The 23192-nt window shown below is 39.6% G+C and carries 22 protein-coding genes; 8 read left to right on the forward strand and 14 right to left on the reverse strand.

The features are described 5' to 3' along the window. The first annotated feature begins 134 nt into the window (after positions 1-134). The 4 genes from C5N92_RS06395 to C5N92_RS06410 are packed head-to-tail and all read left to right on the forward strand — an operon-like array spanning position 135 to position 2024. Positions 135-395, forward strand: coding sequence for a type II toxin-antitoxin system prevent-host-death family antitoxin (locus tag C5N92_RS06395; RefSeq protein ID WP_111750014.1), 261 nt, complete (start codon positions 135-137; stop codon positions 393-395). A gap of 8 nt (positions 396-403) precedes the next feature. Next, positions 404-820 carry a type II toxin-antitoxin system VapC family toxin gene (locus tag C5N92_RS06400; RefSeq protein WP_111750015.1) on the forward strand — a complete coding sequence of 139 codons (417 nt, stop codon included), beginning with the start codon at positions 404-406 and terminating at the stop codon, positions 818-820. Positions 821-879: 59 nt separating this feature from the next. Further along, on the forward strand, positions 880-1416 hold the full coding sequence (locus C5N92_RS06405) for a rhodanese family protein (protein ID WP_342767558.1): 537 nt from the start codon (positions 880-882) through the stop codon (positions 1414-1416). Then, complete coding sequence (locus C5N92_RS06410) at positions 1416-2024, forward strand: YigZ family protein (protein WP_111750016.1); 609 nt, start codon at positions 1416-1418, stop codon at positions 2022-2024. The genes C5N92_RS06405 and C5N92_RS06410 overlap by 1 nt, the downstream gene beginning before the upstream one ends. On the opposite strand, the gene yidD is transcribed toward C5N92_RS06410, so the two are convergent. The 4 genes from yidD to C5N92_RS06430 all read right to left on the reverse strand — a co-directional run bounded on the left by yidD (position 2021) and on the right by C5N92_RS06430 (position 3352). After that, positions 2021-2323: a membrane protein insertion efficiency factor YidD gene (gene yidD / locus C5N92_RS06415; protein ID WP_111750017.1), complete on the reverse strand. Its 303-nt coding sequence runs from the start codon at positions 2321-2323 to the stop codon at positions 2021-2023. The genes C5N92_RS06410 and yidD overlap by 4 nt on opposite strands. Next, entirely contained in the window at positions 2263-2646 is a 384-nt protein-coding gene (gene rnpA, locus C5N92_RS06420; protein WP_111750090.1) for a ribonuclease P protein component, read from the reverse strand. Before rnpA ends, yidD begins: the two co-directional genes overlap by 61 nt. 38 nt (positions 2647-2684) lie before the next feature. Beyond that, a complete protein-coding gene (gene rpmH, locus C5N92_RS06425; protein WP_005539760.1) occupies positions 2685-2819 on the reverse strand; it encodes a 50S ribosomal protein L34 in 135 nt (44 codons plus the stop codon). 104 nt (positions 2820-2923) lie between these two features. After that, positions 2924-3352, reverse strand: a complete 429-nt coding sequence (locus tag C5N92_RS06430; RefSeq protein WP_111750018.1) for an EamA family transporter — start codon at positions 3350-3352, stop codon at positions 2924-2926. A 137-nt stretch (positions 3353-3489) separates the two neighbouring features. Between C5N92_RS06430 and nhaA the strand changes: the two genes are divergently transcribed. Next, positions 3490-4674: a Na+/H+ antiporter NhaA gene (nhaA, locus tag C5N92_RS06435; RefSeq protein ID WP_111750019.1), complete on the forward strand. Its 1185-nt coding sequence runs from the start codon at positions 3490-3492 to the stop codon at positions 4672-4674. 73 nt (positions 4675-4747) lie between these two features. Here nhaA and ptrA read toward each other — a convergent pair whose 3' ends face one another. The 8 genes from ptrA to C5N92_RS06475 form a co-directional block, all read right to left on the reverse strand. After that, positions 4748-7696, reverse strand: coding sequence for a pitrilysin (ptrA, locus tag C5N92_RS06440; RefSeq protein ID WP_111750020.1), 2949 nt, complete (start codon positions 7694-7696; stop codon positions 4748-4750). Positions 7697-7781: 85 nt separating this feature from the next. Beyond that, positions 7782-11051 (reverse strand): exodeoxyribonuclease V subunit gamma, encoded by a 3270-nt coding sequence (recC, locus tag C5N92_RS06445; protein ID WP_111750021.1) that lies wholly within the window; start codon positions 11049-11051, stop codon positions 7782-7784. A gap of 284 nt (positions 11052-11335) precedes the next feature. Further along, complete coding sequence (locus C5N92_RS06450) at positions 11336-11635, reverse strand: DUF5374 domain-containing protein (protein ID WP_111750022.1); 300 nt, start codon at positions 11633-11635, stop codon at positions 11336-11338. Beyond that, positions 11628-12287 (reverse strand): DUF2572 family protein, encoded by a 660-nt coding sequence (locus C5N92_RS06455; RefSeq protein ID WP_111750023.1) that lies wholly within the window; start codon positions 12285-12287, stop codon positions 11628-11630. Before C5N92_RS06455 ends, C5N92_RS06450 begins: the two co-directional genes overlap by 8 nt. Next, the gene (locus C5N92_RS06460) at positions 12284-12985 is read right to left on the reverse strand and encodes a hypothetical protein (RefSeq protein ID WP_111750024.1); all 702 of its coding nucleotides are present in this window, start codon (positions 12983-12985) and stop codon (positions 12284-12286) included. The genes C5N92_RS06455 and C5N92_RS06460 overlap by 4 nt, the downstream gene beginning before the upstream one ends. After that, positions 12951-13463, reverse strand: a complete 513-nt coding sequence (locus C5N92_RS06465; RefSeq protein ID WP_369828919.1) for a pilus assembly FimT family protein — start codon at positions 13461-13463, stop codon at positions 12951-12953. Before C5N92_RS06465 ends, C5N92_RS06460 begins: the two co-directional genes overlap by 35 nt. Positions 13464-13557: 94 nt before the next feature. Then, complete coding sequence (gene fabA / locus C5N92_RS06470; protein ID WP_111750025.1) at positions 13558-14088, reverse strand: bifunctional 3-hydroxydecanoyl-ACP dehydratase/trans-2-decenoyl-ACP isomerase; 531 nt, start codon at positions 14086-14088, stop codon at positions 13558-13560. A 110-nt stretch (positions 14089-14198) separates the two neighbouring features. Continuing rightward, complete coding sequence (locus tag C5N92_RS06475) at positions 14199-15851, reverse strand: AAA family ATPase (RefSeq protein WP_111750026.1); 1653 nt, start codon at positions 15849-15851, stop codon at positions 14199-14201. An 83-nt stretch (positions 15852-15934) separates the two neighbouring features. On the opposite strand from C5N92_RS06475, the gene matP reads away from it, so the two are divergent. After that, positions 15935-16381 (forward strand): macrodomain Ter protein MatP, encoded by a 447-nt coding sequence (gene matP / locus C5N92_RS06480; RefSeq protein ID WP_111750027.1) that lies wholly within the window; start codon positions 15935-15937, stop codon positions 16379-16381. Positions 16382-16490: 109 nt separating this feature from the next. On the opposite strand, the gene ompA (C5N92_RS06485) is transcribed toward matP, so the two are convergent. Together ompA (C5N92_RS06485) and ompA (C5N92_RS06490) are read right to left on the reverse strand one after the other, a co-directional pair. After that, the gene (gene ompA / locus C5N92_RS06485) at positions 16491-17579 is read right to left on the reverse strand and encodes a porin OmpA (protein WP_111750028.1); all 1089 of its coding nucleotides are present in this window, start codon (positions 17577-17579) and stop codon (positions 16491-16493) included. 214 nt (positions 17580-17793) lie between these two features. Then, complete coding sequence (ompA, locus tag C5N92_RS06490; RefSeq protein ID WP_111750029.1) at positions 17794-18888, reverse strand: porin OmpA; 1095 nt, start codon at positions 18886-18888, stop codon at positions 17794-17796. A 413-nt stretch (positions 18889-19301) separates the two neighbouring features. Between ompA (C5N92_RS06490) and ydiJ the strand changes: the two genes are divergently transcribed. Beyond that, the gene (gene ydiJ / locus C5N92_RS06495; RefSeq protein WP_111750092.1) at positions 19302-22397 is read left to right on the forward strand and encodes a D-2-hydroxyglutarate dehydrogenase YdiJ; all 3096 of its coding nucleotides are present in this window, start codon (positions 19302-19304) and stop codon (positions 22395-22397) included. Positions 22398-22732: 335 nt separating this feature from the next. Further along, positions 22733-23152 (forward strand): hotdog fold thioesterase, encoded by a 420-nt coding sequence (locus C5N92_RS06500; protein WP_111750030.1) that lies wholly within the window; start codon positions 22733-22735, stop codon positions 23150-23152. Positions 23153-23192: the final 40 nt, after the last annotated feature.

Here is a 23192-nt window from a genome sequence, read left to right on the forward strand (position 1 = left end):
AAAAATGCCATTCTGATGAATGGCATTATTGTAGCGTAAAAATGGGATAAGAGTTGAGACAAAATTTCACTCTTGCTCTTTCCCATTAAATTGCAGTATATTGTATCTACTTATCTACATTAAGGGGATACAATATGCCGATTATGACCAGCCGTGAATTTAACCAACATTCTAGCCAAGCTCAAAAAGCCGCAATGGTGGAACCTGTGATTATTACAAATCGTGGTACGCCTGCTTTTGTGCTGATGACATATCGTGAGTATGAAAAAGTGCAACAGGCGAAGCCGTTCCGTTCAGCGTTAGAAGCGTTGCTGCCGATTGATGATGACGATGTGGAATTAGAATTGCAACCACGCAGTCGTGGGCAACGTCGCCCTGTTGATTTAGAAGACTAGGGGTATTTATGTATTTATTAGATACAAACGTCGTGAGCGAAGTGCGAAAAATCAAGATAGGCAAGGCAAATCCTCATTTTGTGGAGTGGTTTTCGACCATTTCAGAAAAAGATATTTTTATCAATGCGATTGTGTTAATGGAAGTTGAGCGTGGGATTTTGGCAAAAGAACATAAAGATTTTCTACAAGGTGCTGTTTTGCGAACGTGGTTTAATAATGTGGTTTTACCGACATTTAACGGCAAAATCCTTAAACTTGATGAAAGAACGGCACAAATCTGTGCTAAGTTGCATATTCCCGATCATGCCCCTGAAAATGATGCGTGGATTGCTGCCAGCGCGATTCAGCATAATTTGACCTTAGTCACACGCAATTCAGCCGATTTTGCACGTACTGGGGTGAAGTTGTTTAATCCGTTTGAATAGTTCCGTAAGAACAAGAAGTAAGATTTCGGTATCGTAATAATATTGTTAAGAGAGAAAATATGATGAATGTAATTTCGACCATTTCTGTAGAAAAAGTTGCTAATTTACTTAAAGATGGTGCGATTCTCATTGATATTCGCCAAGTAGATGAATATCGCAGAGAACACATTGAGCAGGCACATTTAGTTCCACTCGATCAGCTAAAAAGCTCAGGTTTGCCTGAACAGTTTGCTCAAACTCAAACTTTAATTTTTCATTGTAAATCAGGTATGAGAACCAAAAACGCCACGCCACTATTTGAGCAATTTGCCCAAACAGGTAAGCAGATTTTTATCCTTGAAGGAGGTATTGACGGTTGGAAAAAAGCAGGGTTATCTACCCGCTTGGATAAGAAACAACCTTTAGAACTCATGCGTCAAGTACAGATTGCAGCGGGCTCTTTAACGCTTTTAGGCGTCATACTAGGCAGTACTGTTTCATCAGGATTTTACTTGCTCTCTGCATTTGTTGGCGCAGGTTTAATTTTTGCTGGGGTAACAGGATTTTGTGGCATGGCAAGATTGCTCGCTAAGATGCCATGGAATAAAGGAATGTGATGGAATATTTTATCCCCAAGGCAGATGTTCTTTTTGAAGAAGAGATCAAAAAGAGCCGCTTTATTACCTATCTTCGCCATACTGAAGGCATAGAACAAGCCAAAGCCTTTTGGGCTGAGATTCGAGCATTACACCCACAAGCTCGCCATCACTGTTGGGCAGCCGTTGCAGGACAGCCGAATGATTCACAGCAATATGGTTTTTCAGACGATGGCGAACCTTCAGGCACTGCAGGTAAACCAATGCTCAATTACCTTTTGGGCTCAGGCTTAGGGGAAATCAGTGTAGTCGTGGTGCGTTACTATGGTGGCATTTTACTTGGCACAGGTGGATTGGTAAAAGCCTATGGCAACGGCGTTCAACAAGCGTTATTACAAGTAGAAAAAATTCGCAAAGTTTTACGCAAATCCTACCGCTTGCAGTGTGAATATGAGCAATTTAATACCCTTCAACATTTGATTGCAGAGCGAGATATTGAGCCGATTGAGCAACAATTTACTGACAAAATCGAATTAACGTTAGCCATCAACCCAACACAAGTAGAAACGTTTCAGCAGGAACTCACCCAACGCTTTGCAGGAAAACTCCTTCTGATAAAACAGGGTTAGTGTTTCTTTCCACAATCACATTTTGGCGGTACAGGATCTTCGCCCCCTTCACTCAATGGATGACAGCGAGAAATACGTTTTAGGGCAAGCCAACCACCTTTTAAGCCGCCGTGAATTTTTATTGCTTCGAGAGCATAGGTCGAACACGTCGGATAAAAACGACAGCGAGGGCCAAGTAAAGGGCTAATCACATAGCGATAGAAATGAACAAGGGCGAGTATGGTATAAGCCAAAGGGCTTAAACGTTCTCGAGATTCTCTTGTTGTGCTTTTTGAGCAAGACGAATGTGGCGTTGCCATAATTTTTCCAAGGTTTCAAACAGTTCTTGGTTGCTCAGTTTACCAATTCCGCCTTTAGCGACAAAGACAAAATCATAATTAGGCAGTTGATGTTGTTTTAATCGAAAACTTTCTCGCACAATACGTTTAATGCGATTGCGATCATGGGCTCTTTTTAGATGCTTTTTGGCAACAGTTAAGCCAATACGAGCGAATCCAAGCTGATTCTGACGAGATAAAAGGGTTAATTGCGGTGTGCTAGCACGGAGAGGCTGCTCAAAGACAGCTTTAAATTGAACGGGAGCTAACAGACGTAGCTCCCGAGAAAAAGTTAGCTTATTCACACTAAAGTCTTTAGGTGTTTTTGCTGACTTATCTGTCATTATGCAGATAAGCTTTTACGACCTTTAGCACGACGACGTGCTAATACTTGACGACCGTTTTTAGTTGCCATACGCGCACGGAAACCGTGTGTACGAGAACGTTTTAATACAGATGGTTGAAATGTACGTTTCATTGTTATCTACCTAAAAAATTAAAAATTGACTATAAGCCAAATGAGGATCATAAAAAAGAGTGGCGATTTTAGCGATAAACATTAAAAAGATCAAGGTGAATTTACTATCTCTTTATTGCTAAAAACAGAACACCCGCAGTAATTAACCCAATACCTAACCAATCTTGTCCACTTGGACGCTCGCCTAAAAAGAGTACGGCAAAGAGCGTCACTAAGACGATGCTCAGTTTATCGATCGGTGCAACTTGCGACGCATTACCTATTTGCAATGCTTTAAAATAAGCAAGCCATGAAGCGCCTGTTGCCAAACCAGATAAAATTAAAAATGTCCAGTTTTTCCCCGTTAAGCTACCAAAAGGTTGCCATTTTCCCGCATACGTGAGAAAGGCTATTAATGCAATGATAATAACAACGGTACGAATAAAAGTGGCAAAATCAGAGTCGACACCTTGTAGACCCACTTTAGCAAAAATTGCCGTTAAAGAAGCAAATAATGCGGACGCTAATGCCCAATAAAGCCATTCTTGTGACATATATTACTTTCTGTGTTGGATCAAATTTCTACAATTTTACCATAAAACAAAGGCGAGTTTACCTTGCGATCTTCTTTCAATTTTGTTAAAAGAAGGTTTCAATATAATTCTTTACGAATTTGACAGGAAGGTAACAAATGATTCAACAAATTAAAAAATTTTTACAACTTGAATCGGCAAGTGGTATTTTACTTCTTGCTTTCGCTATGTTAGCAATGATATTTGCAAACACCCCACTGCGGGATCTCTACTTCGACTTCTTAGGGATGCCAGTCAGTATCCAAATTGGTTTATTTAGCATTCATAAACCTCTTTTAATGTGGGTTAATGATGGTTCTATGGCGGTGTTCTTTGTTCTCGTTGGCTTAGAAGTGAAACGAGAAATGATGGTTGGTGCTATTTCTAGTTATCAAAAAGCCATCTTCCCTGCCATTGGCGCACTTGGTGGAATGGTTGTACCTGCATTAGTATTCACCTTAATAAACACTCATTCTCCAGAGTTCCAACAAGGTTGGGCAATTCCAATGGCAACCGATATTGCCTTTGCCGTTGGTGTATTAGGCTTATTAGGTAAACGAGTGCCTTTCGCTCTAAAAATATTCCTACTCGCACTTGCTATTATTGATGACTTAGGCGCAATCGTCGTTATCGCGATTTTCTTCTCACACGATCTAAGTACTACAGCTCTTATTTCTGCTGCAGCCGCTATTGCCACATTAATTATCATGAACCGTATGCGCGTGACAGCTATCTGTGCTTATATGGTTGTCGGCTTAATTTTATGGGCATCAGTATTAAAATCGGGTGTTCATGCGACATTAGCGGGTGTGATTATCGGTTTCTGCGTACCATTAAAAGGAAAAAATGGTGAAGAGCCTCTCGCCCACTTTGAACACATTCTTGCACCATGGTGCGCCTTTGTTATTTTGCCGCTATTTGCTTTCTCAAATGCAGGCGTTTCTTTATCAGGCATGAGCTTTAGTACATTATTTTCACCACTCACTATGGGCGTTGCACTAGGCTTATTAGTAGGAAAAACTTTAGGCGTATTCAGCTTTAGCTTTATTGCGGTCAAATTAGGCATTGCGCAACTTTCTGAAGGTATTAATTTCAAACAGATCTTTGCGGTTTCTGTTCTCTGTGGAATCGGCTTTACGATGTCAATGTTCTTAGCCGGACTTGCCTTTGGTGGAGATGAAGCAGATGGAAGATTTATTTCTCTTGCTCGTTTAGGAATCTTAATTGGGTCGGGGATTTCTGCTGTCTTGGGTTATTACTTACTAAAAGTATTCACCCAATCTCCAACTGAAATCACAAAATAGAAAATAGCATCTAAATACAAGCGGTGAGATCTTGAAAATAATTTACAAGATCTCACCGCTTTATCATCTCAAGTTAGTAGCGCTTAATCTCAAAAGATTTCTGCAACGCTTCTATACTTTCTACTTTCTCAAACCCTTTTAACACAGCTGGTTGGCTGATTTTAGGATTCGTACCAATTGCTTGGCTTGCGAAAACAAAACCTTTTTGGTCAATAATCGCTTGTTGATAGAAATCGAGAATATCTTGTTTAGTAAGCTGTTTAACAATCTCAATTATGTTAGCTTTACGGTCAAACTGGCTGTTACCTAAGCTAAAGTCACTCAAAAACTCACTGAATTCTTGACCAAGCGACTCAGGTTTGTGTTGCAATAATTCAAGCAAGCTAGCGCGATATTTTTCAAACTCATCACTACTCATTGCCTTCAATTTTGCCCAACTCTCGTTAAAGAAACGTTCGTTGTGTTGCATTATCTCTTGTGGTGAAGCCGTTGGGCTTTGTACCGAGAATTGTAACCCTGATGTTTTTCCGATACGATTACTGGATGCATGAACTGCATAGCCTAACTGTTTGTCGGTACGCAAATCGTCAAAATACCAACGAGAGAGAATGTCTTTCAGCAAACTAACGCGACTTGCTCCATCTAAATCGCCATAGCCATTCGGGAAATATGCTACCGTCAAGGCGTTATCTTGATGCGAAATGGATTTGATATGGTTGAGTTTACGCTGGCTTTGACTGATATCGAGATAACGCCCGAAATCAAGCTCCTGATTTGCATTTTTAAACAGGCTTTCAACCGCTTGTACTACTGATTTCACCTGCGTATCGTTGAAATTCCCCACCGATAACGCTCGCAGCGATGTTGCTTGAGTTAAGAGTTTGGTACGAATTTGCTCCAAGTCAGCAAGGGTGATCTGCTCCACCATTTTACGTTTATGCTGCGGCTCAAAATAAGGATGGCTAGCAAAATTGCGTAACACCGCACTGGCTTGACGCAAGGCATTCTCTTTTTCAGCACGATCTAGGGCTTCAAGATAACGCTGTTTCGCTTGGGCTAACATCGGCTCAGTCAGTTCAAATTGACGGAAATTTGTCAGAAAATCCTGAATAAATCTCGGCAAATGTTGCGTATAGCCCTCTACAGTTAAAACCGCTCCATTTTCACCAATCATACTTCCTGCGGAAATCCCAGCCACAGACGCTTGGAACGCCAGCTTGGTTTGAGCAAGATCTGCCATATAGCCGAGCAGTGCCGCACTGATCCCTTGTTTGAGATCGATGATTTCAGGGCTGACTTTCAACCCAATCACCATTGCCACTTTCGGCTCACTACCAAAATAGTGGCTTGGCATCGCATAAATTTGCGTCCCTTTCCCCTCTGCAATCAGCTTCGGTTTCAAGCGTGATTTATCCCCCTCATTTAAGCTGAAATCCGTTGCAAAATAAGGGTTTAACGCTGGCAATTTGAGCGTTGGATTTTGGCTAAAATCAAGCCATTTTGCCTTTTGCTCATCGCTGATTTTATGAACAGAATAAGGGGCTTCAAAATATTTAGTTTTTTTATCCGTTTGAGCTTGACTATCGACTAACAAAATACGTGCATTATCTAGCGTCATTGCGTCCAACTTGGCATTTACCGCCTGCTCATCCATTTCTTCGACCACATAAGGCTGATCGATAATATGCTCAAGGGGATAGCTGATCATTTGGCTCACAAGTTCCGCCACATAATCGCCACTTTTTTCGGTCTGCAAATGCTGAAAATCTTGGCTCAAGCTCTCTTTCATCTCTTTGAAATAACTTGGCTGAGCCCCTGCTTTTTTCACGGCATCAATCTGTTGAAAAACGAGCGAGATAATTTTATCTTTCTCTGCAAGCCCTTTATCCGTCAAATCAATATAAAAAGTAAAATCGCCACGATTACGGCTCACATCATCATTTGGCGCAGCCTCAATACCACTGTCAGATAATCCCTGCTTAATCAAATAATCGGACAAAGTACCGTCCGTGTTATTGTTGAACACATACGCCAAATATGCCCCTGTTTTATGCTTAAACTGAGCTTTATCTTCAGGCATATCAAAGGAAATTGCCAACATCTTATTCGACTTAACTGGTTTGTAATGGATCATCACCGCCTTGTCTTCCGCACGGAAAAACGGCATATCGACCGTTGGAGCTTGTAACTGTTTATTCGTCACTTTTCCCAACGTCTGCTCGGCAAGTTTCGCCAATTTTTCTATCGGCTGATTGGCATACAACACCGCTTTCATCAGATTTGCTGAATAATATTGCTGATAAAATTTGAGCAATTCATCTTGCAATTTGCTGTCCGCTTTATCAGATAAAGTAACGTTATTACCAACCGCAAATTTGGTTATTGGATGGTTCGGATTAGCGGTAGCGAGATTGACATCATGCATTAAAAAACTGTCGCTGGATTTGGCTCTCACCATTTCGGCATTCACCGCATTGACTTCTTTCTTTGCATTGGTTTCGGATAATAATGGTTGAGCAAAAGCATCTGCAAGGCGAGCTACTGCTTCGTCAAAGGCATTATTATTCACTTCGAGATAATAAATTGTGCGATCTGGAGCCGTGTAAGCGTTATTATAACCACCATTCTTGGTTAAAAAGCCATCTAAACTATTGGTTTCAGGAAAAGCTTTCGAACCCATTAAAATCATATGTTCCAAATAATGAGCTAAGCCCTGTTGTTGCACGGGATCTTCCATTGATCCAACAGGTAAGCCTACAGACATCAGCGACTTATTCGCTTTTTCATCAGAAATAAGTAACACTTCCATGCCATTTGCTAAACGGATCCCCTGATAAATCGCTTTATCTGTAGGGCTTTTATTGATCGTTGTTTTAATCAGCTCAAAGCCTTGCTGGGCTTGGGTTACAGCCGCTGTACTAGCGTTCGGTTTCTCCGCAGAATTTGCAAAAACAGGCACAGAAGCGACCGCTCCTAAGCCTAAAATAAGCGACAAAGTGTAACTTAATAGTGATTTTTTCATTACGTCTCCTTTTTCTTGAATATAAAAATAATGTAATCGTCCAAGCTTACTTTTTATTATAGGGAGAGAGCATATTCTCACCCTTTTATTCCATACTATCTAACATCACTCTGAACCATGTTTCTGTACGGTTAGAGATTTCTCCTGAATTAATAAGTTCCGTTTGAGAAAGAACACGTTGTATATAAGGATCTTTACTTAATTCGATAGTATTTCGACAGAGATCTGTTGCATTAGTTTCTAGATTTTCTGAATTTTTTAACGCTTTGAAATAGCTTTGAATATCGTGAGTAATCGCCCATTTTAATTCTATTTGACTGGCTAAATAATCCTGTAAATAGCCGTTGAGTATCTCTTTAGCTTGTTCTTCGCTAATACCATTAAAACTTAAATACTTTACCTTTTCCGCTTCACGATAATAAAAACATAATGAATTTATCGGGCTATTTTTCGCTTTTAATAACAAATAATAAACCCACGCTTGAATAATATCTTTATCTCGTAATCCGCCTACTCGCCATAATATAATCTCATTATCAAAACGATGTGGAATGTTACCGATTAATTGATATTTTTTCTCGGCTAAAATAAAGGAATAATCAATATCTTCAACGGTTTTTTCTTGCGATAAATAATCTGACAGTGCTTCTCTTAATAATTGAATGTGTTCAATTAACTGCTGTTTATTTATTTCTGCAAAATAACAAGCGGGCAGATTGCCTTTTAATTTTTCATTTTCAAAAAATAGGGCAATTTGTTCATCTTCTACTTGAATTAAATCATCAAGTAAATTGTATTTTTCTAAACCTGATAATTGAAAAATTTCCGTTTCTTCAATTTTATCTTCATTTTTTTCAAAACGAACGCCTAATTGTTGTTGGAAAAAATACTTTAATGGCTCTTGTAAATAAGCAATAAATTGATGAAGTGGAATTTCTGTGGCGATCTCATTTTCATCTCGGGTTAATTTTTGTAAAAAACTTTGAGAGGTCGCTTGATTATTTTTCATCTCTAACCACTCTTTATCATACGCTACCTTGCCGTTAATAAAATTATTTGGGCTAAAGACGGTCATCGGATGTTTTATGATTAATTTCGAATGTTGGACTTCAGGCAAATTCGCTGTCAAATAATCGACAAATTGCGATACCAATACGGACGGCAACTTCTCTTGACTGCTTGTGAGCGACTGCCCGATATAGCTGATATAGAGTATCTGCTGGGCGGAAAGCAGAGCTTCAAGGAAAAGATAGCGGTCATCGTCTCGTCTAGCTCGGTCGCCTTTTTGACTAGCGTATTGCATTAGGTCGAAGCTATTGACGGTCTGCTGGCGTGGAAATTCGCCCTCGTTCATTCCCAACAGGCAAACCACTTTGAAAGGAATGGCTCGCATCGGCAACAGCGTACAGAAATTAACCTTGCCCACAAGGAAATTTAAGTTGCTCCGCTGTTCACTAAGTTGTGCGGCAAGACATTCGGCAATCACATCAATGTTAATCGCCTGCTCAAAATGGCTCTGTTCAATTTGCTCCACAAGGGTGCTAACCGCTTGTTTTAACGTGAAAATGGCATCAATGCTCTGCTCATCTTCGTGGTAAAGTTGAGTGATAAGTTCGTCTAGTTTCTCTTTCCAGTGGGAAAGCGTTTGCGGTTGGCAAATAAAGCGATGCCAAGCGGTAAGATGATCGATAAATTTTGCTAAATTTCCTGCCAACTCTGACGCTAAACCATAACATTCATCAAACGCCAACACATTTTGCCAAACATTATTTTCCGCTTTTAAACTCGTGCCTAATAATAAACGGTTTAATCCGTTTTCCCACGAATTATAATTTTTCCATTCAGGGTTTTCGATATTCAAACCTACTCGAATACCCGATGATTTAATCCATTCTCGTAACGTTTGAATATCTTGCTCGCTAAATTGATAATTTTCCCGAATAGCTGAAATATCAAATAAATCTAAAATTTCTTCCGCTGAAAATTTATTTTCTTTAATGGTTAATAGTTGTAAAAAACTCGCAATAATCGGATCAATATAACTGATTTTTTGATCGGATAAGGTAAAGGGAATTGATCTCGGATCATTTCGTTCATAACGAGAAAACACCGCATTAATATAAGGGGCGTAACTGTCAATATCTGCTGACATTACAATAATATCTTTTGGCGATAAATCAGGATTATTTTCAAATAACCATAACAGTTGATTATGCAATACTTCCACTTCTCGCATTTTGCTATGGCAAGCGTGAATTTGAATAGAGTTATCTTGCTCAATAAAATTAAAATCGGATTGATGTTCTGAATATAAAATTGCTTTTTTGATTTGGGTTAATAATGGCAAATTTTCATCTTCAAATTCATCATAAAGCGAAATATCTTGAATACCTTCTTCAATTAATAAATTTAAAAACTCTTTTGCCTGTTTTCCCCACGTTGTTAATAATGGATTGCCTTGTTCGGCAAATAAATCGGCTAATTCCGCTTCAGATAATTGTTGTTTTAAGGCTAATTTTTCGAGAATTTTATCTTCCCGATCATTTGCCCAAAATGCCAGACTTGGATTGGTAAAAAAGAGATGAATATCGCAGTGCTCACTGAATTTTTTCAACACCGCAAGTTGAGAATGGGGAAGAGATGAAATGCCAAACACAAAAATCCGCTTCGGCAAACGGGCTTTTTCGGCGTTGGTGAGATTGTCGAGCTTGTCAAAATAACGTTGTTGCAAATAAGCACGGTGAGACGTGTTGAAAATCATCTCATCGCTGTCTTGCTTGATGTCAGCAACCAACTCATTCCAAAGGCGGCTTTGCCACGCCACATTCACCGCAATGTCATCTGCATTTTTTTGCTTAAATGAAACCGCTTGCACAATCTCATCAACCACCGCCTGTGTTCTGCCCTGTTCCCATTGCACCAACCACTGCGGACGATAAACGAGATATTGGTCAAACAGATCGGCAATTTTTTCCGCTAGTTGATATAACCTGAGTTGGTCGTTAGTGTGCAAATAGTGAGCAAGGGCATCAAAATTCGGCTGGTCAAGAAACTGCGGAATAAGTCGCATCAAACGCCACTGCATTGCGGAACGAGCAAAGGGATTTTCTTTCGGCAAATCGGGGAAAAGCACCCGATATTGCTGCCACAAAAAGCTTGTCGGATAAGGAAATTCAACATTGCCCGACACGCCAATTTCGCTTGCGATCTGCATTTGCAACCACTGTGCCATACCCAAACTCTGCACCAGCACCGTCTCTTTACTAAACGGATCGGGGTTCGGATCCCTTGCTAAAATAGCAGTGAGTAAGTTTTTCTGCTCGGTGATTTGGTTTGAATAATAGACGTTGAACATAGTGATTTCCCCTTGCTTCCCTTTGTAAGAGAGCTATTTTAGCGAGTTTGGGGGGAATGATAAACAAACTTCGTAGTGGGTACACTCCCTTCCCCCGTTTACGGGGGAAGGTGCCCGAAGGGCGGAAGGGGGATTGCAAACGAAGTTTGCAGAATGTTAGTAATATTTAACCGCTTGGACTTTGCCCTTCGGGCAAATCCCCCTCTCAGCCTTCGGCAGCTCCCCCCCGCAAGCAGGGGGAGCGGAAGTGACATCTTGATTTTATTGGTTGGTCAAGACTCACCCTACAAGTCTTTTTTAAGTACAATCTCACCGCTTGCAAAGCGGACTTTAAGCTCATTGGAGCGACATTCGATTTTAAAGGTGAGATTATTTTGGCGAATTTCGTTCTCACAAGGTTTATTTGCCATTATTAATGCAATTTGATTTTCGGCAAGTTGTAATGATTGTTGCTGTTGGAAAATAAAGGCGGTTTGTTTATTTTGGTCGCCTTGCCAGCGGCTGTAACTTAAATAAATAATGGCAAAAAGTAACATGACGACCATTATTGAAATAAAACTTTCGGCTTTGATTATTCTATTCATTTGCTAAGATATTCCTTGAATAAGGTAAATAGTGCCATTGTGAGTATTTTTGTTCTAAATGTTGAATAACTTCTTTTTTATAACTTAAATTTCGTTCTTCTCTTAAATTATCGTAACGGGAATATAAAGTACCGTACATTCGTTTACTGCCTGTTAAATCAAATAAATGATTGGTAATCACGATACCGTAAAAATCTTTTTCTAATTTTTCATTAATATCTTGTAAGGCAATGATAATTTTCGGGTTATCAATGCTACTGTCGGGTAATTCAGCAAGATGATGAATATAGTAAATATCCTTTTGATAAGGTGCTAAATTTAGCCAATTTTCAATTTGATCGATCTGAATATATTTTTCTTTGGTTGGTTTAAAGGGATCAAAGAGTGATGAAAATCGGCAATGGAAGCGGTATTTTATTACTTTAAATTCTATTGTTACCGATGAGCTTTTTTGTTTGGCACATTCACTTTCAGTATCTATGCTGATCTGATCAATCAGCTTATATTTATCATTAAGGTATTGTTGATAATAGCCTAAACTGATTGTTTCCTGCTTCAATAAAAAATCTTTATTGAGAAAAATAATGGCAAACAGACCGCTTGCTAAAATTAATGTGGTGAGTAATACACTTGCGGAAACGATTTTTCTCATTTGTCCCTACTATTTAAAATATAACTGTAAGCGGTAGCTTGATATTGAATTTTATTATTTTTTGTTGATGATAAAGCTAATGCTATTTTCAATAACTTATCTTGTTCAAGCCATTCAAACTGTAAATTTTCTACATTATAATCAGACATATCTGACATTTTTCGCCAATTTCCTGCTTGGCAATTTGTTAAAAGTTGTTTGCATAAAGGTTCGGCACAATACTGAATTTGGCTATCTTCATAAATAAAAATCGCTTTTTTCTCAAATTTAAAGCCGAAAAATTCTTGGCTAACATCTTTTGTTTTATTTACCCCATTATTTTCACAGGCTTGTGTTTTATTGCGATTTCCCACACAGCCATCACCGCTTAAATCATAAAAGAACATTAAGCAATGTGGATTATTTAACGCATAATTATGATGATTATCCGCAAAAATAGAATAATTGCTCTCTTTTCGGTTTTCCCCTTGATAATTAATATGCTGAATATGTTGTTGAAAATAATCTAACAGTTGATGTGTATGTTTTTGTAGATTTAATAACTCCCGTTGTTTGATTTGATTGCGATAAATATCACTATAAAAAGTGGCAAAAGCAAATAAAATAATCGAGCCTAAGGTTAATGCTAGTAAAATTTCAATAAAACTAAAGGCTTTATATATTTTAACAGGTTGTCCGTTTTCCCTTTTGAATAACATTAATCACTCCATTTTGTTCAATTTGTAGAATATCGTAGATTTTATTTACCGTTACCCTTAAACATTTTGCTTCTAGTCTGCCTGATTTTCCATCAACATTCACAAAGACTTTAGGATATAAACTGTTATTTTTAACAACGCTATTTTTCGTTTCATATAAATAATAACTTTTTTGAATAGGGCAACTTTGGATATTTAGGCAATTACAAGGGATCTGTTTATCGCTAATTTTTTCAACGGCAATCATACACCATTTCTTTTCAGTGATATTTTGACTAATAGAAATAGAATAATTCTGTTTTTGATAACGGGCTTTGGTTTGAATTTGATAAATAAAGGCTTTGATTTGATCTATTTCGTTATTTAATAAAATATGATCTTGTAGGCGGAAAATGGTTGGGGAAATAAAATAGAGTGCTATGGCAAGAATAGTAATAGCAAATAGGGTTTCAATAAAGGTAATGGCACGGAAAATCATATCTCTTTTATTATGCAAAAAATAAAAGAGATATTAACCGTCAGAAAAACGCTGTAAACCAGCAAATTTTATTTTTTCGACATAGATCGAAAAATTAGAAAGAAGTGGTGTCTTGGAATAGCCCTACTTTTAAATCTGTGGCAGTATAGATAATTCTGCCATCGACTTCGACTTCGCCGTCCGCAAGCCCCATAACGAGTTTACGATTAATCACACGCTTCATATTGATGCGATAAATCACTTTTTTTGCCGTTGGCAGAATTTGCCCCGTGAATTTCACTTCACCCACGCCTAAGGCTCTGCCTTTGCCTTTGCCGCCAACCCAGCCTAAATAGAAGCCGACTAACTGCCACATTGCATCTAAGCCCAAACAGCCCGGCATCACAGGGTCGCCGATAAAATGGCAGCCAAAGAAAGGTAAATTTTGGTTGATGTCTAGCTCTGCTTCGATATAGCCTTTCTCGAACAAGCCATCTTTGTCGGTGATTTTGGTAATTCTGTCCATCATTAACATTGACGGAGCAGGTAGTTGCGGCCCTTCGCTGCCAAAGAGTTCACCTCGTCCTGATGCAAGAAGATCGTTGTAGTCGTAGCTTGGTTTGATGTTGGGTGTACAAGTGTTCATTCTTTTTTCCTGTAAGAAAATTAAAAAAGTCTGTGTGAATGCTGTTTAATGGATAAACAGATCTTAACAGACTTTTAAAATAGCGAACAGTTGTAAGCTGACTTGTCGGATCAGTGTGCCTTTAACCATTTGCGAAGTTTTTGCAACAACGAACCGCTTGCTTCATCATTTTCATTCTGCTCAATGCCTTGATGAACAAGGGCAAAGATCGATTTTTTCTCGCTGTTTTCAGGCAGATCTTCATCATAAAATGGGTGTTGTAACAAAATTTGGATTGCGTCAAAGAGATCTTCCACCGCCCAAATATGAAATTTGCCTGCTTTAACCGCTTCTAATACCGCTGGTTTTAAGCTCAAATGGGAGACGCAAACCGCAGGGATAATCACCCCTTGCTTGCCCGTTAATTCCCTTGCTTCGCAAACATTGAAGAAGCCTTCGATTTTTTGGTTTACACCACCAACGCTCAACACATTACCGAACTGGTCGATAGCCCCTGTTACCGCAATGGATTGTGGCAACGGCAGTTTGGTTAAGGCGCTGATTAAGACGCAGAAAATCGCCAGCGATGAGCTGTCGCCATCAATTTCGCCATAGGATTGTTCAAAGGCAACGGACGCTGAAAATGGCAGCTGTGTCGGCAGTTCGAGCAAGTTTGCCAAACAAGATTGAGCAATGATAATCCCTTTGGAATGAATGTTTCCGCCCAGTTCGACCTTGCGTTCAATGTCGTGAATTTCGCCGTCACCATATTGCACGTTACAGCTAATGCGTAACGGTTCGCCAAAGCTGTGGGGAACACCGTCAAATTCAACGACAGATAAACCGTTAATTTGCCCAATAGTTTCATCGTCCGTTTCAATATAAAGTTGCTGATTTAAAATATCATTTAAGACAAATTTATTTAACACGCCCGACTGTTTTTCAATATAATCAAAATAATCTTGAATATAATTAAACTGCGTCTGTTCAGGATAAAAATGGTGTAAACCTAATAAATGTTTTTTTAATAAAGTTGGTGAAATCGAAATTAAATATTGGTTTTCACTTTCACGCACGTAATATTGTAATAATTGATTTAAACCTGTTTGGGTAAAAGTTCTATTTAGATATTTTTTTGCCGATGATTGAATATAGCTTCCCCATTGATCGCTATTTTCTTCATCAAGATTAAAATAAGATGAAATTTCCGCATATTGACAGAATTGATAGAGATCTTCATCATAATTTTGTAGTGTTGCAATATCATCTCGACTGCCGACTAATAATAGTTTGAATTGAGATTGAATAGGCTTTATCGGTTCGGGTAATTTACCTGTCACAATCGGCTCAAATTGACCAAATAATAACGCTTGTTTTAATTTATCCCATTGTACGATATCTAATAATAATGCACTGATATTTAAAATAAGAATATGTTGATCGGCTTGTTCTATTGCTCCTAAAACTGTTTTAATTTGATTTTCTTTATCTAAATAAAGGCTATAACCAAATAAACTTTGGCGATTAAATTCGGTTTTTAATAAGGTTTTACACTGTTTTGTTGCAAAATAATCGCTAATTTCCGTTAAAAATTCAGGAAATAGTTCCGTTTTTAAAATTAACGCCGAACCAAATTCACTCAAGGCAAATTGTTGCATTGCTTGTTGAGTATCGGGTTGAAAATCTAAAAATCTGACCGCTTGATCCGTCTGTTTAAACGGATAGCGGATCGTCAAAGATTGCAAAGGCAATGGGGCTAATTTGGGTAGCTGAGATTGTTGCACTAGTTGTCTCGTTGTCAAATAATAGAAATTTGCTTCATTATACCCATAATTACGCTATACTTCACAAATAATTCGGAGGCAAAATGCGATACCAAAAACTTGAAATTCAAGAAGCGAGCTGGAAATGGAAATACTTGCTGAAAAAATATCGTGAAGGCGAAAATATTACTAAATACGATGAGCAGAGCCTGATTGAGCTGAAAGTGCAACTACTGACTACCTTGCAAAACTCGCCTGAGGAGATTGAGCAATGGATAAAAGCGGAGATGACCGCAGAGCAACGCAAAAAAATGCGTCAATCCATTCGGGCAAGACGCAAGCGTTTTTTCAACGCCGAAAAGCAATCAACCCGTAAAAAATCTATTGATTTAGAATATGCGAGTTGGCAAAGGCTTTCAAAGCAAGCTAATCAACTAGAACTTACACTTTCCGAAACCATTCACTATTTACTTGATGAGTTAGAAAAAAAACAAATCTATACAGAGCAAGTCGATAAGATGAAAGAAAATCTAAAAGCACTTCTTAAATAAAAAGAGACCGCTTGTTTATCTTACAAGCGGTCTTTTCTTATTGATTTTTTGCAAATAAAAATGCCCACATCAGTGGGCATTCTTTTAAGCTTTTCGGCTTAAGAAGTTATTACATAGAAACTTCTTTTGAACCTTGAACTTGGATTTCAACACGACGGTCTGGTGCTAAGCAAGCAATTAATGCTTTACGACCTTTAACTGCATCACATGTGTTGCCAGTTACTGGGTTTGCTTCACCGTAACCTACTGCTGTTACGTTCGCTGGGTTTACACCTTTAGATACGATGTAGTTAGCTACTGTTTCTGCACGACGTTGTGAAAGTTTTAAGTTTGAAGCTTCTTTACCGATACGGTCTGTGTAACCATTTACTTGTACCGCTGGGTTCGCTAAACCTAAACCACTGATTTCAGTGTGAGCTGCATCTAATGCTTGCGCTGCTGCTGGTTTTAAGTTTGCTTTACCGAAGTCAAATAATACATCTGAGCTGAATGCAAAGTTTTTAGTTACAACTTCTGGAGCAACTGGTGCTGCACCTTGACCAAAGCGGTATACAATACCTGCTTTAACAGAACTTAAATCTGGACGATAGTCTGTTGCGCCCATACGATTAAGGGTCGCTTGACTTGCTTTACCTACGTTATTTAACCATTGGTATTCAACATTTACAGCTAACTCTGGAAGAATTGCATACTCAATACCAGCACCTAATAATAATGAGCTTTGGAAACGTGTTGTTTTAGTAGGAATATAAGTGTTAATATCTACAGTTTTGTAACGGTTATTTACTAACGCAATACCAACACGACCAAAAACATCTAAATTAGGCGCGACTTCATAGCTTGGTTTTAAGCTAATCACTGTACCATGAGCTGAATGTTTAAAAGTTTGTTTTTCGTTACCTGTAGCTGTATCTTGGTGACCACGAACACGACCAAAACGCTCATAACCAACTTCTGCAGCTAAACCAACATTCGCTTGATTAAGAATTTGATAGCCTGCGAATACGCCATAAGTTACGCCATTACGGTTAATACCATATTTCCCGCCATCTTTAGCGTCTAATTGTTTAATACCATCATGGAATGATGACCAACCCACGTTAGCACCTGCATAAAAAGTGTTTTGTTGCGGTGCTGCATTAGCTACAGAAGCCAATGCTAAACCAGATACGGCTAATGCAATTACAGATTTTTTCATTTTGATGATCCTCATCTAAACGTCTAAAATAAAAAGTTACGTAAACATATTAACGTTACGCATACATACTTACTCTCTTTTGAAGAGAAAGAATCTCACAATAAGTATATAAATTATACCAATAAAATTATTTAAAAAAAATAATTATTTGTTCTATAAAAGAAAATTGCTCGCAAAAGCGAGCAATTTTTGAGCTTTTCAGCTTAAGAAGTTATTACATAGAAACTTCTTTTGAACCTTGAACTTGGATTTCAACACGACGGTCTGGTGCTAAGCAAGCAATTAATGCTTTACGACCTTTAACTGCGTCACATGTGTTGCCAGTTACTGGGTTTGCTTCACCGTAACCTACTGCTGTTACGTTCGCTGGGTTTACACCTTTAGATACGATGTAGTTAGCTACTGTTTCTGCACGACGTTGTGAAAGTTTTAAGTTTGAAGCTTCTTTACCAATGCGGTCTGTGTAACCATTTACTTGTACCGCTGGGTTCGCTAAACCTAAACCATTGATTTCAGTGTGCGCTGCATCTAATGCTTGTGCTGCTGCTGGTTTTAAGCTTGCTTTACCGAAGTCAAATAATACATCTGAGCTGAATGCGAAGTTTTTAGTTACAACTTCTGGTGCTGCTACTGGTGCTGCACCTTGACCGAAGCGGTAAGTTAAACCTGCAGATACTGAGTGTGCATCTGGGCTATAAGTACCGTTGTCATTCCAATTAGCTTTTGCAGCAGCTTTTGTGTAGTTACCAACACGGCTTAACCATTGATATTCTACGCGGAATGCTAATTCTGGAAGAATTGCATACTCAACACCAGCACCTAATAATAAAGAAGTTTTTAAGTTGTGAGCTTTTTCAGTTGCTGCTGTTTGACTATATACTTTATAGTCATTACGAATTAATGCTGCACCAACTTTACCGTACACATCTAAACCGTTAGCTACTTCATAGCTTGGTTTTAAGCTTAAGTGTGTACCATGCGCAGAGTGTTTCATTGCACGGAAATCACCTTCGTTACCACGAACGCGACCGAAGTAGTCATAACCTAACTCAACAGCTAAGTTATCAATGATTTGATAACCACCGAATACACCGTAAGTTACAGAGTTACGATTGATACCGTATTTGGTGTTAGTAGCATCATAACGTGCATCGTTAGCGTATTTAGAGTCAATTTGATTGATATCATTGTGGAAAGTTGCCCAACCTGCTTTAGCACCCACGTAGAAAGTGTTAGCTTGTGGAGCTGCGTTTGCAACTGATGCTAATGCTAAGCCTGAAACAGCTAAAGCGATTACTGATTTTTTCATTTGATGATCCTCTATATAATCGTCATCGAGATTAAAATAAACATCCTAATATCTAAAAAATTAGATAATTAGGCCTTAATGTTCTACCTAAAAATAGGTGCGAATTTCGGGATATATTCTACTAGGAAAAATCCTAAAAACAAGAGAACTTTTATCTAAAAATTCTGTCATAGCATAAATGCTATATTCTAGTCTTTAAGCTACATACCCCCTAAAGCCAAGAATTTCTGAATTATCCTTATAAAATTTGCTAAAATCAATCATAAGTTCAACTAAAATCGTAATTATTTGTAAATATTTACTACAAAAATCATGTTTTTTAAGTTTTTTGTCAAATAAAGTTGAATATATTTCATTCATTGAAAATCTTGCTAATATTTAGTTAACGCTTTTAATAATCGAATAACATGAATATGATCCCACGTCTTGCCAACATACCCCAGCTGAATCCGCTTGTTCAACAATACTTAGCGGAACTGAAACAGCAACATTTTAGCGGTGATATTGCCTCAAATTATGCCGACCGTCTCTCGCTTGCCACCGATAACAGTGTTTATCAGCAACTTCCGCAAGCGATTTTATTTCCGAAATCCGTTGCCGATGTGGTGATTTTAACCAGACTTGCCCAAAAGCCAGCGTTCCACGCTTTGACTTTTACCCCGCGTGGTGCAGGGACGGGTACTAACGGGCAGTCGCTGAATAACAATATCATTGTCGATCTCTCTCGTCATTTAACTCAAATTCTTGAGCTGAATGTGCAAGAACGTTGGGTGCGAGTGCAGGCTGGCGTGGTTAAGGATCAGCTCAATCAATTTCTCAAACCGCACGGCTTGTTTTTTTCGCCTGAACTTTCGACCAGCAACCGTGCGACTTTAGGCGGTATGATCAACACAGACGCATCGGGGCAAGGCTCGTTGCAGTATGGCAAAACCTCCGATCATATTTTGGCGATTAAAGCGGTGTTGATGAACGGCGAAATTTTGGACACACAAGCGGTCAAAACAAACGATTTTTCTGCAAATTTAGACCAACTCAATCTGTCTGCCAACGGCAAACATCTTCACAAAGAGATTTTCCAACGTTGCCAAGCGTTACGCCCAACGGTGTTAAAAGAACTGCCGCAGCTCAACCGCTTTTTGACGGGTTACGATCTAAAAAACGTGTTCAATGACGATCTGTCGGAATTTAATCTCACTCGAATTTTAACGGGTTCCGAAGGCTCTCTCGCCTTTATTTGTGAAGCCAAGCTCAATCTATTGCCGATTCCCGAATTTCGTACCCTGATTAACATCAAATACAACTCGTTTGATGCTGCCTTGCGTTCCGCTCCTTTTATGTTGCAAGCCAACGCTTTATCGGTGGAAACGGTGGACTCCAAAGTACTGAACCTTGCCAAACAAGATATTGTGTGGCATTCGGTGTCGGATTTGCTGACGGAAGACGAAGATAATCCGATTTTAGGGATTAACATTGTGGAATATGCCTCTAACGATAAGGCTCAAAATGATGAGCGAATTGCCGCCTTGTGCCAAGCGTTAGATGAAAAAATTCAGGACAGCACAAGCGGTATCATCGGCTATCAAATTTGCCACGATCTTGCTTCTATCGAAAAAATTTATGCAATGCGGAAAAAGGCAGTCGGCTTGCTCGGCAACGCAAAAGGTTGGGCAAAACCGATCGCTTTCGTGGAAGATACCTGCGTGCCGCCCGAGCATCTCGCCGACTATATCGCCGAATTTCGCCAACTGCTTGACCAACACGGCTTAGCCTATGGAATGTTCGGACACGTTGATGCAGGCGTGTTGCACGTCCGCCCCACCCTTGATTTGTGCGACCGAGAGCAAGTCGCCAAATTCAAAGCGATTTCCGATCAAGTGGTGGAACTCACCGCCAAATACGGCGGCTTGATTTGGGGCGAACACGGCAAGGGAATGCGTTCTGCCTACGGCGAACGCTTCTTCGGCGAAACCTTGTGGCAAGAGCTTCGCTACATCAAACAGCTGTTCGATCCGCAAAATCGCTTAAATCCGGGCAAAATCTGTACACCGCTCAACAGTCAAGGGACGCTCTACCCGATTGACTCGCAAATGCGAGCCGATCTCGACCGCCAAATTCCGATCCAAGTGCGTGAAGCATTCAAAGGGGCGATGAACTGCAACGGCAACGGTTTGTGCTTCAATTTTGATGTACACAGTACAATGTGTCCGTCAATGAAAATTTCGGGTAATCGCCTGTTCTCACCGAAAGGGCGTGCGGCGTTGATCCGTGAATGGTTGCGACTGTTGGCAGAGCAAAATGTTTCCCCTGATGAACTGATTTTTGAAAAACAGCAAAGATCGGCGAAATTGGTCGATTTTGCCAAGAAAATCCGCTATCAGTGGCGAAAAGATCAAGAATATGATTTTTCTCACGAAGTGAAAGCGGCAATGGATACCTGCCTTGCCTGTAAAGCCTGTGCCAGCCAGTGTCCGATTAAAATTGATGTGCCGACTTTCCGCTCACAATTTAACGAACTGTATCACCGCCGCTATTTGCGTCCGCTGAAAGATTATGTGGTGGCAAATCTCGAATTTGTCGCACCGCTAATGGCAAAACAACCGAAACTGTTTAACTTTTTCAGCGCCAACAAGTTGGCGGAAAGTGTCTCAAGCCGAACCATTGGAATGGTTGATCTGCCTGCGTTATCCGTGCCGAATTTACAACAGCAGTTGGTCGAAATCGGCTATCAAGGCAAAACCCTAGAAGAGTTAGAACAGCTTGTTGCAAGCGGTCAAATTGGGGCGGAAATTTGCAACTATGTGATTGTGGTGCAAGATCCGTTTACGTCTTATTACGATGCCAAAGTGGTTGCCGACTTCGTGCAACTTGCTCAACAACTTGGCTTTAAGCCGATAGTGCTACCGTTCAACCCAACGGGTAAGGCTCAACATATCAAAGGCTTTTTGCACAAATTCGCCAAAACCGCTCGCAATCAAGCGGAATTGCTAAACCGTGTGGCGAAACTTGGCATTACAATGGTTGGGGTCGATCCTGCTTTAACCTTGATTTATCGTGATGAATATCGCCAAATTTTAAAAGGCGAACGTGGCGAATTTAAGGTGTTGTTGGCTCACGAATGGCTATTGGCTCAACTGAAAAACGGCTCACTCGAACATTGCAAAAAAACGCTCGAAACCGACCGCTTGCCGTGGCACTTGTTCGCCCACTGCACCGAAAGCACCGCATTGCCAAACAGCCTGAAAGAGTGGCAACAGATTTTTGCCCATTTTGGCGAGAAATTGGTGGCAGAAAATATCGGCTGCTGCGGAATGGCTGGCACATTCGGACACGAAACCAAGCACATTGCGATGTCGAAAGGTATTTACGCTCAGTCGTGGCAAGTCAAACTGCAAGGCAAAGATCTCAACCGTTGCCTCGCCACAGGCTACTCCTGCCGCAGCCAAGTAAAACGAATGGAACACAAAATCCTTAAACACCCTGTGCAAGCGTTGTTGGAAGTGATTTATTGACCTAGCTAAAAAATAGGCATAAAATAAAAAACAAAGGGCGATTGCCTTCGCCCTTTGCCAGCGTTTTCTGCTACATCATTCCAGCTGTGTCACCTTTGAGCAACAAGCAAAGCAGAATAACGATGAAAAATAAATATAACTTCTTCATAGTTTTTATCCTATGTTGAATAAACTTAGGATCTACTTTAACAGCCCATCAGGTGCGAACTGGCGGACTGTCTAGCAGATCCGCCTCTGTTTAGCTGTATTACACAGTCAAACATTGAGCAAAATTATACACAAAGCCTGTTTGTTTGAACAGGCTTTTGTTTTACTATTATACAGGAATTTGCATTATGATTTGGAAAAAATCAACCACCATTGAACAGCTCAACCAACTTTGCCAGCACTCAGCGATCTCTCATTTAGGCATTGAATTTACCGTTAAACATAGCGACAGCCTAGAAGCTACGGTACCTGTTGATCACCGCACAACCCAACCTTTTGGCTTATTGCACGGCGGCATTTCAGCAACGTTGGCTGAAACACTCGGATCGGCAGCAGCATTACTCTGTTGCGAAGAAAATCAAATCCCCGTAGGAACAGAGCTGAATATCAGCCATTTGAAAGCTGTTAAAAGTGGCAAAGCAACAGGCAAAGCCACGCCATTACATTTAGGCAAAGAGAGCCAAGTGTGGCAAGTTGAGATAAGAAATGAGCATCAAGATTTATGCGCAATCGCTAGATTAAGCGTAAAACTTATGTTTCAAAAATAAAATAAACTTACGCGTTTTAAAAATACAAAAAGCCCCAAAC

Source organism: Glaesserella australis, assembly GCF_003260095.1.
Lineage (GTDB): Bacteria > Pseudomonadota > Gammaproteobacteria > Enterobacterales > Pasteurellaceae > Glaesserella > Glaesserella australis.

What these genes read in the sequence shown, in the direction of transcription:
- C5N92_RS06395 (WP_111750014.1), top strand. Translation starts at nt 135, where the DNA reads ATGCCGATTATGACCAGCCGTGAATTTAACCAACATTCTAGCCAAGCT.
- C5N92_RS06400 (WP_111750015.1), top strand. Translation starts at nt 404, where the DNA reads ATGTATTTATTAGATACAAACGTCGTGAGCGAAGTGCGAAAAATCAAG.
- C5N92_RS06405 (WP_342767558.1), top strand. Translation starts at nt 880, where the DNA reads ATGATGAATGTAATTTCGACCATTTCTGTAGAAAAAGTTGCTAATTTA.
- C5N92_RS06410 (WP_111750016.1), top strand. Translation starts at nt 1,416, where the DNA reads ATGGAATATTTTATCCCCAAGGCAGATGTTCTTTTTGAAGAAGAGATC.
- yidD (WP_111750017.1), bottom strand. Translation starts at nt 2,323, where the DNA reads ATGGCAACGCCACATTCGTCTTGCTCAAAAAGCACAACAAGAGAATCT.
- rpmH (WP_005539760.1), bottom strand. Translation starts at nt 2,819, where the DNA reads ATGAAACGTACATTTCAACCATCTGTATTAAAACGTTCTCGTACACAC.
- C5N92_RS06430 (WP_111750018.1), bottom strand. Translation starts at nt 3,352, where the DNA reads ATGTCACAAGAATGGCTTTATTGGGCATTAGCGTCCGCATTATTTGCT.
- nhaA (WP_111750019.1), top strand. Translation starts at nt 3,490, where the DNA reads ATGATTCAACAAATTAAAAAATTTTTACAACTTGAATCGGCAAGTGGT.
- ptrA (WP_111750020.1), bottom strand. Translation starts at nt 7,696, where the DNA reads ATGAAAAAATCACTATTAAGTTACACTTTGTCGCTTATTTTAGGCTTA.
- recC (WP_111750021.1), bottom strand. Translation starts at nt 11,051, where the DNA reads ATGTTCAACGTCTATTATTCAAACCAAATCACCGAGCAGAAAAACTTA.
- C5N92_RS06450 (WP_111750022.1), bottom strand. Translation starts at nt 11,635, where the DNA reads ATGAATAGAATAATCAAAGCCGAAAGTTTTATTTCAATAATGGTCGTC.
- C5N92_RS06455 (WP_111750023.1), bottom strand. Translation starts at nt 12,287, where the DNA reads ATGAGAAAAATCGTTTCCGCAAGTGTATTACTCACCACATTAATTTTA.
- C5N92_RS06460 (WP_111750024.1), bottom strand. Translation starts at nt 12,985, where the DNA reads ATGTTATTCAAAAGGGAAAACGGACAACCTGTTAAAATATATAAAGCC.
- C5N92_RS06465 (WP_369828919.1), bottom strand. Translation starts at nt 13,463, where the DNA reads ATGATTTTCCGTGCCATTACCTTTATTGAAACCCTATTTGCTATTACT.
- fabA (WP_111750025.1), bottom strand. Translation starts at nt 14,088, where the DNA reads ATGAACACTTGTACACCCAACATCAAACCAAGCTACGACTACAACGAT.
- matP (WP_111750027.1), top strand. Translation starts at nt 15,935, where the DNA reads ATGCGATACCAAAAACTTGAAATTCAAGAAGCGAGCTGGAAATGGAAA.
- ompA (WP_111750028.1), bottom strand. Translation starts at nt 17,579, where the DNA reads ATGAAAAAATCTGTAATTGCATTAGCCGTATCTGGTTTAGCATTGGCT.
- ompA (WP_111750029.1), bottom strand. Translation starts at nt 18,888, where the DNA reads ATGAAAAAATCAGTAATCGCTTTAGCTGTTTCAGGCTTAGCATTAGCA.
- ydiJ (WP_111750092.1), top strand. Translation starts at nt 19,302, where the DNA reads ATGATCCCACGTCTTGCCAACATACCCCAGCTGAATCCGCTTGTTCAA.
- C5N92_RS06500 (WP_111750030.1), top strand. Translation starts at nt 22,733, where the DNA reads ATGATTTGGAAAAAATCAACCACCATTGAACAGCTCAACCAACTTTGC.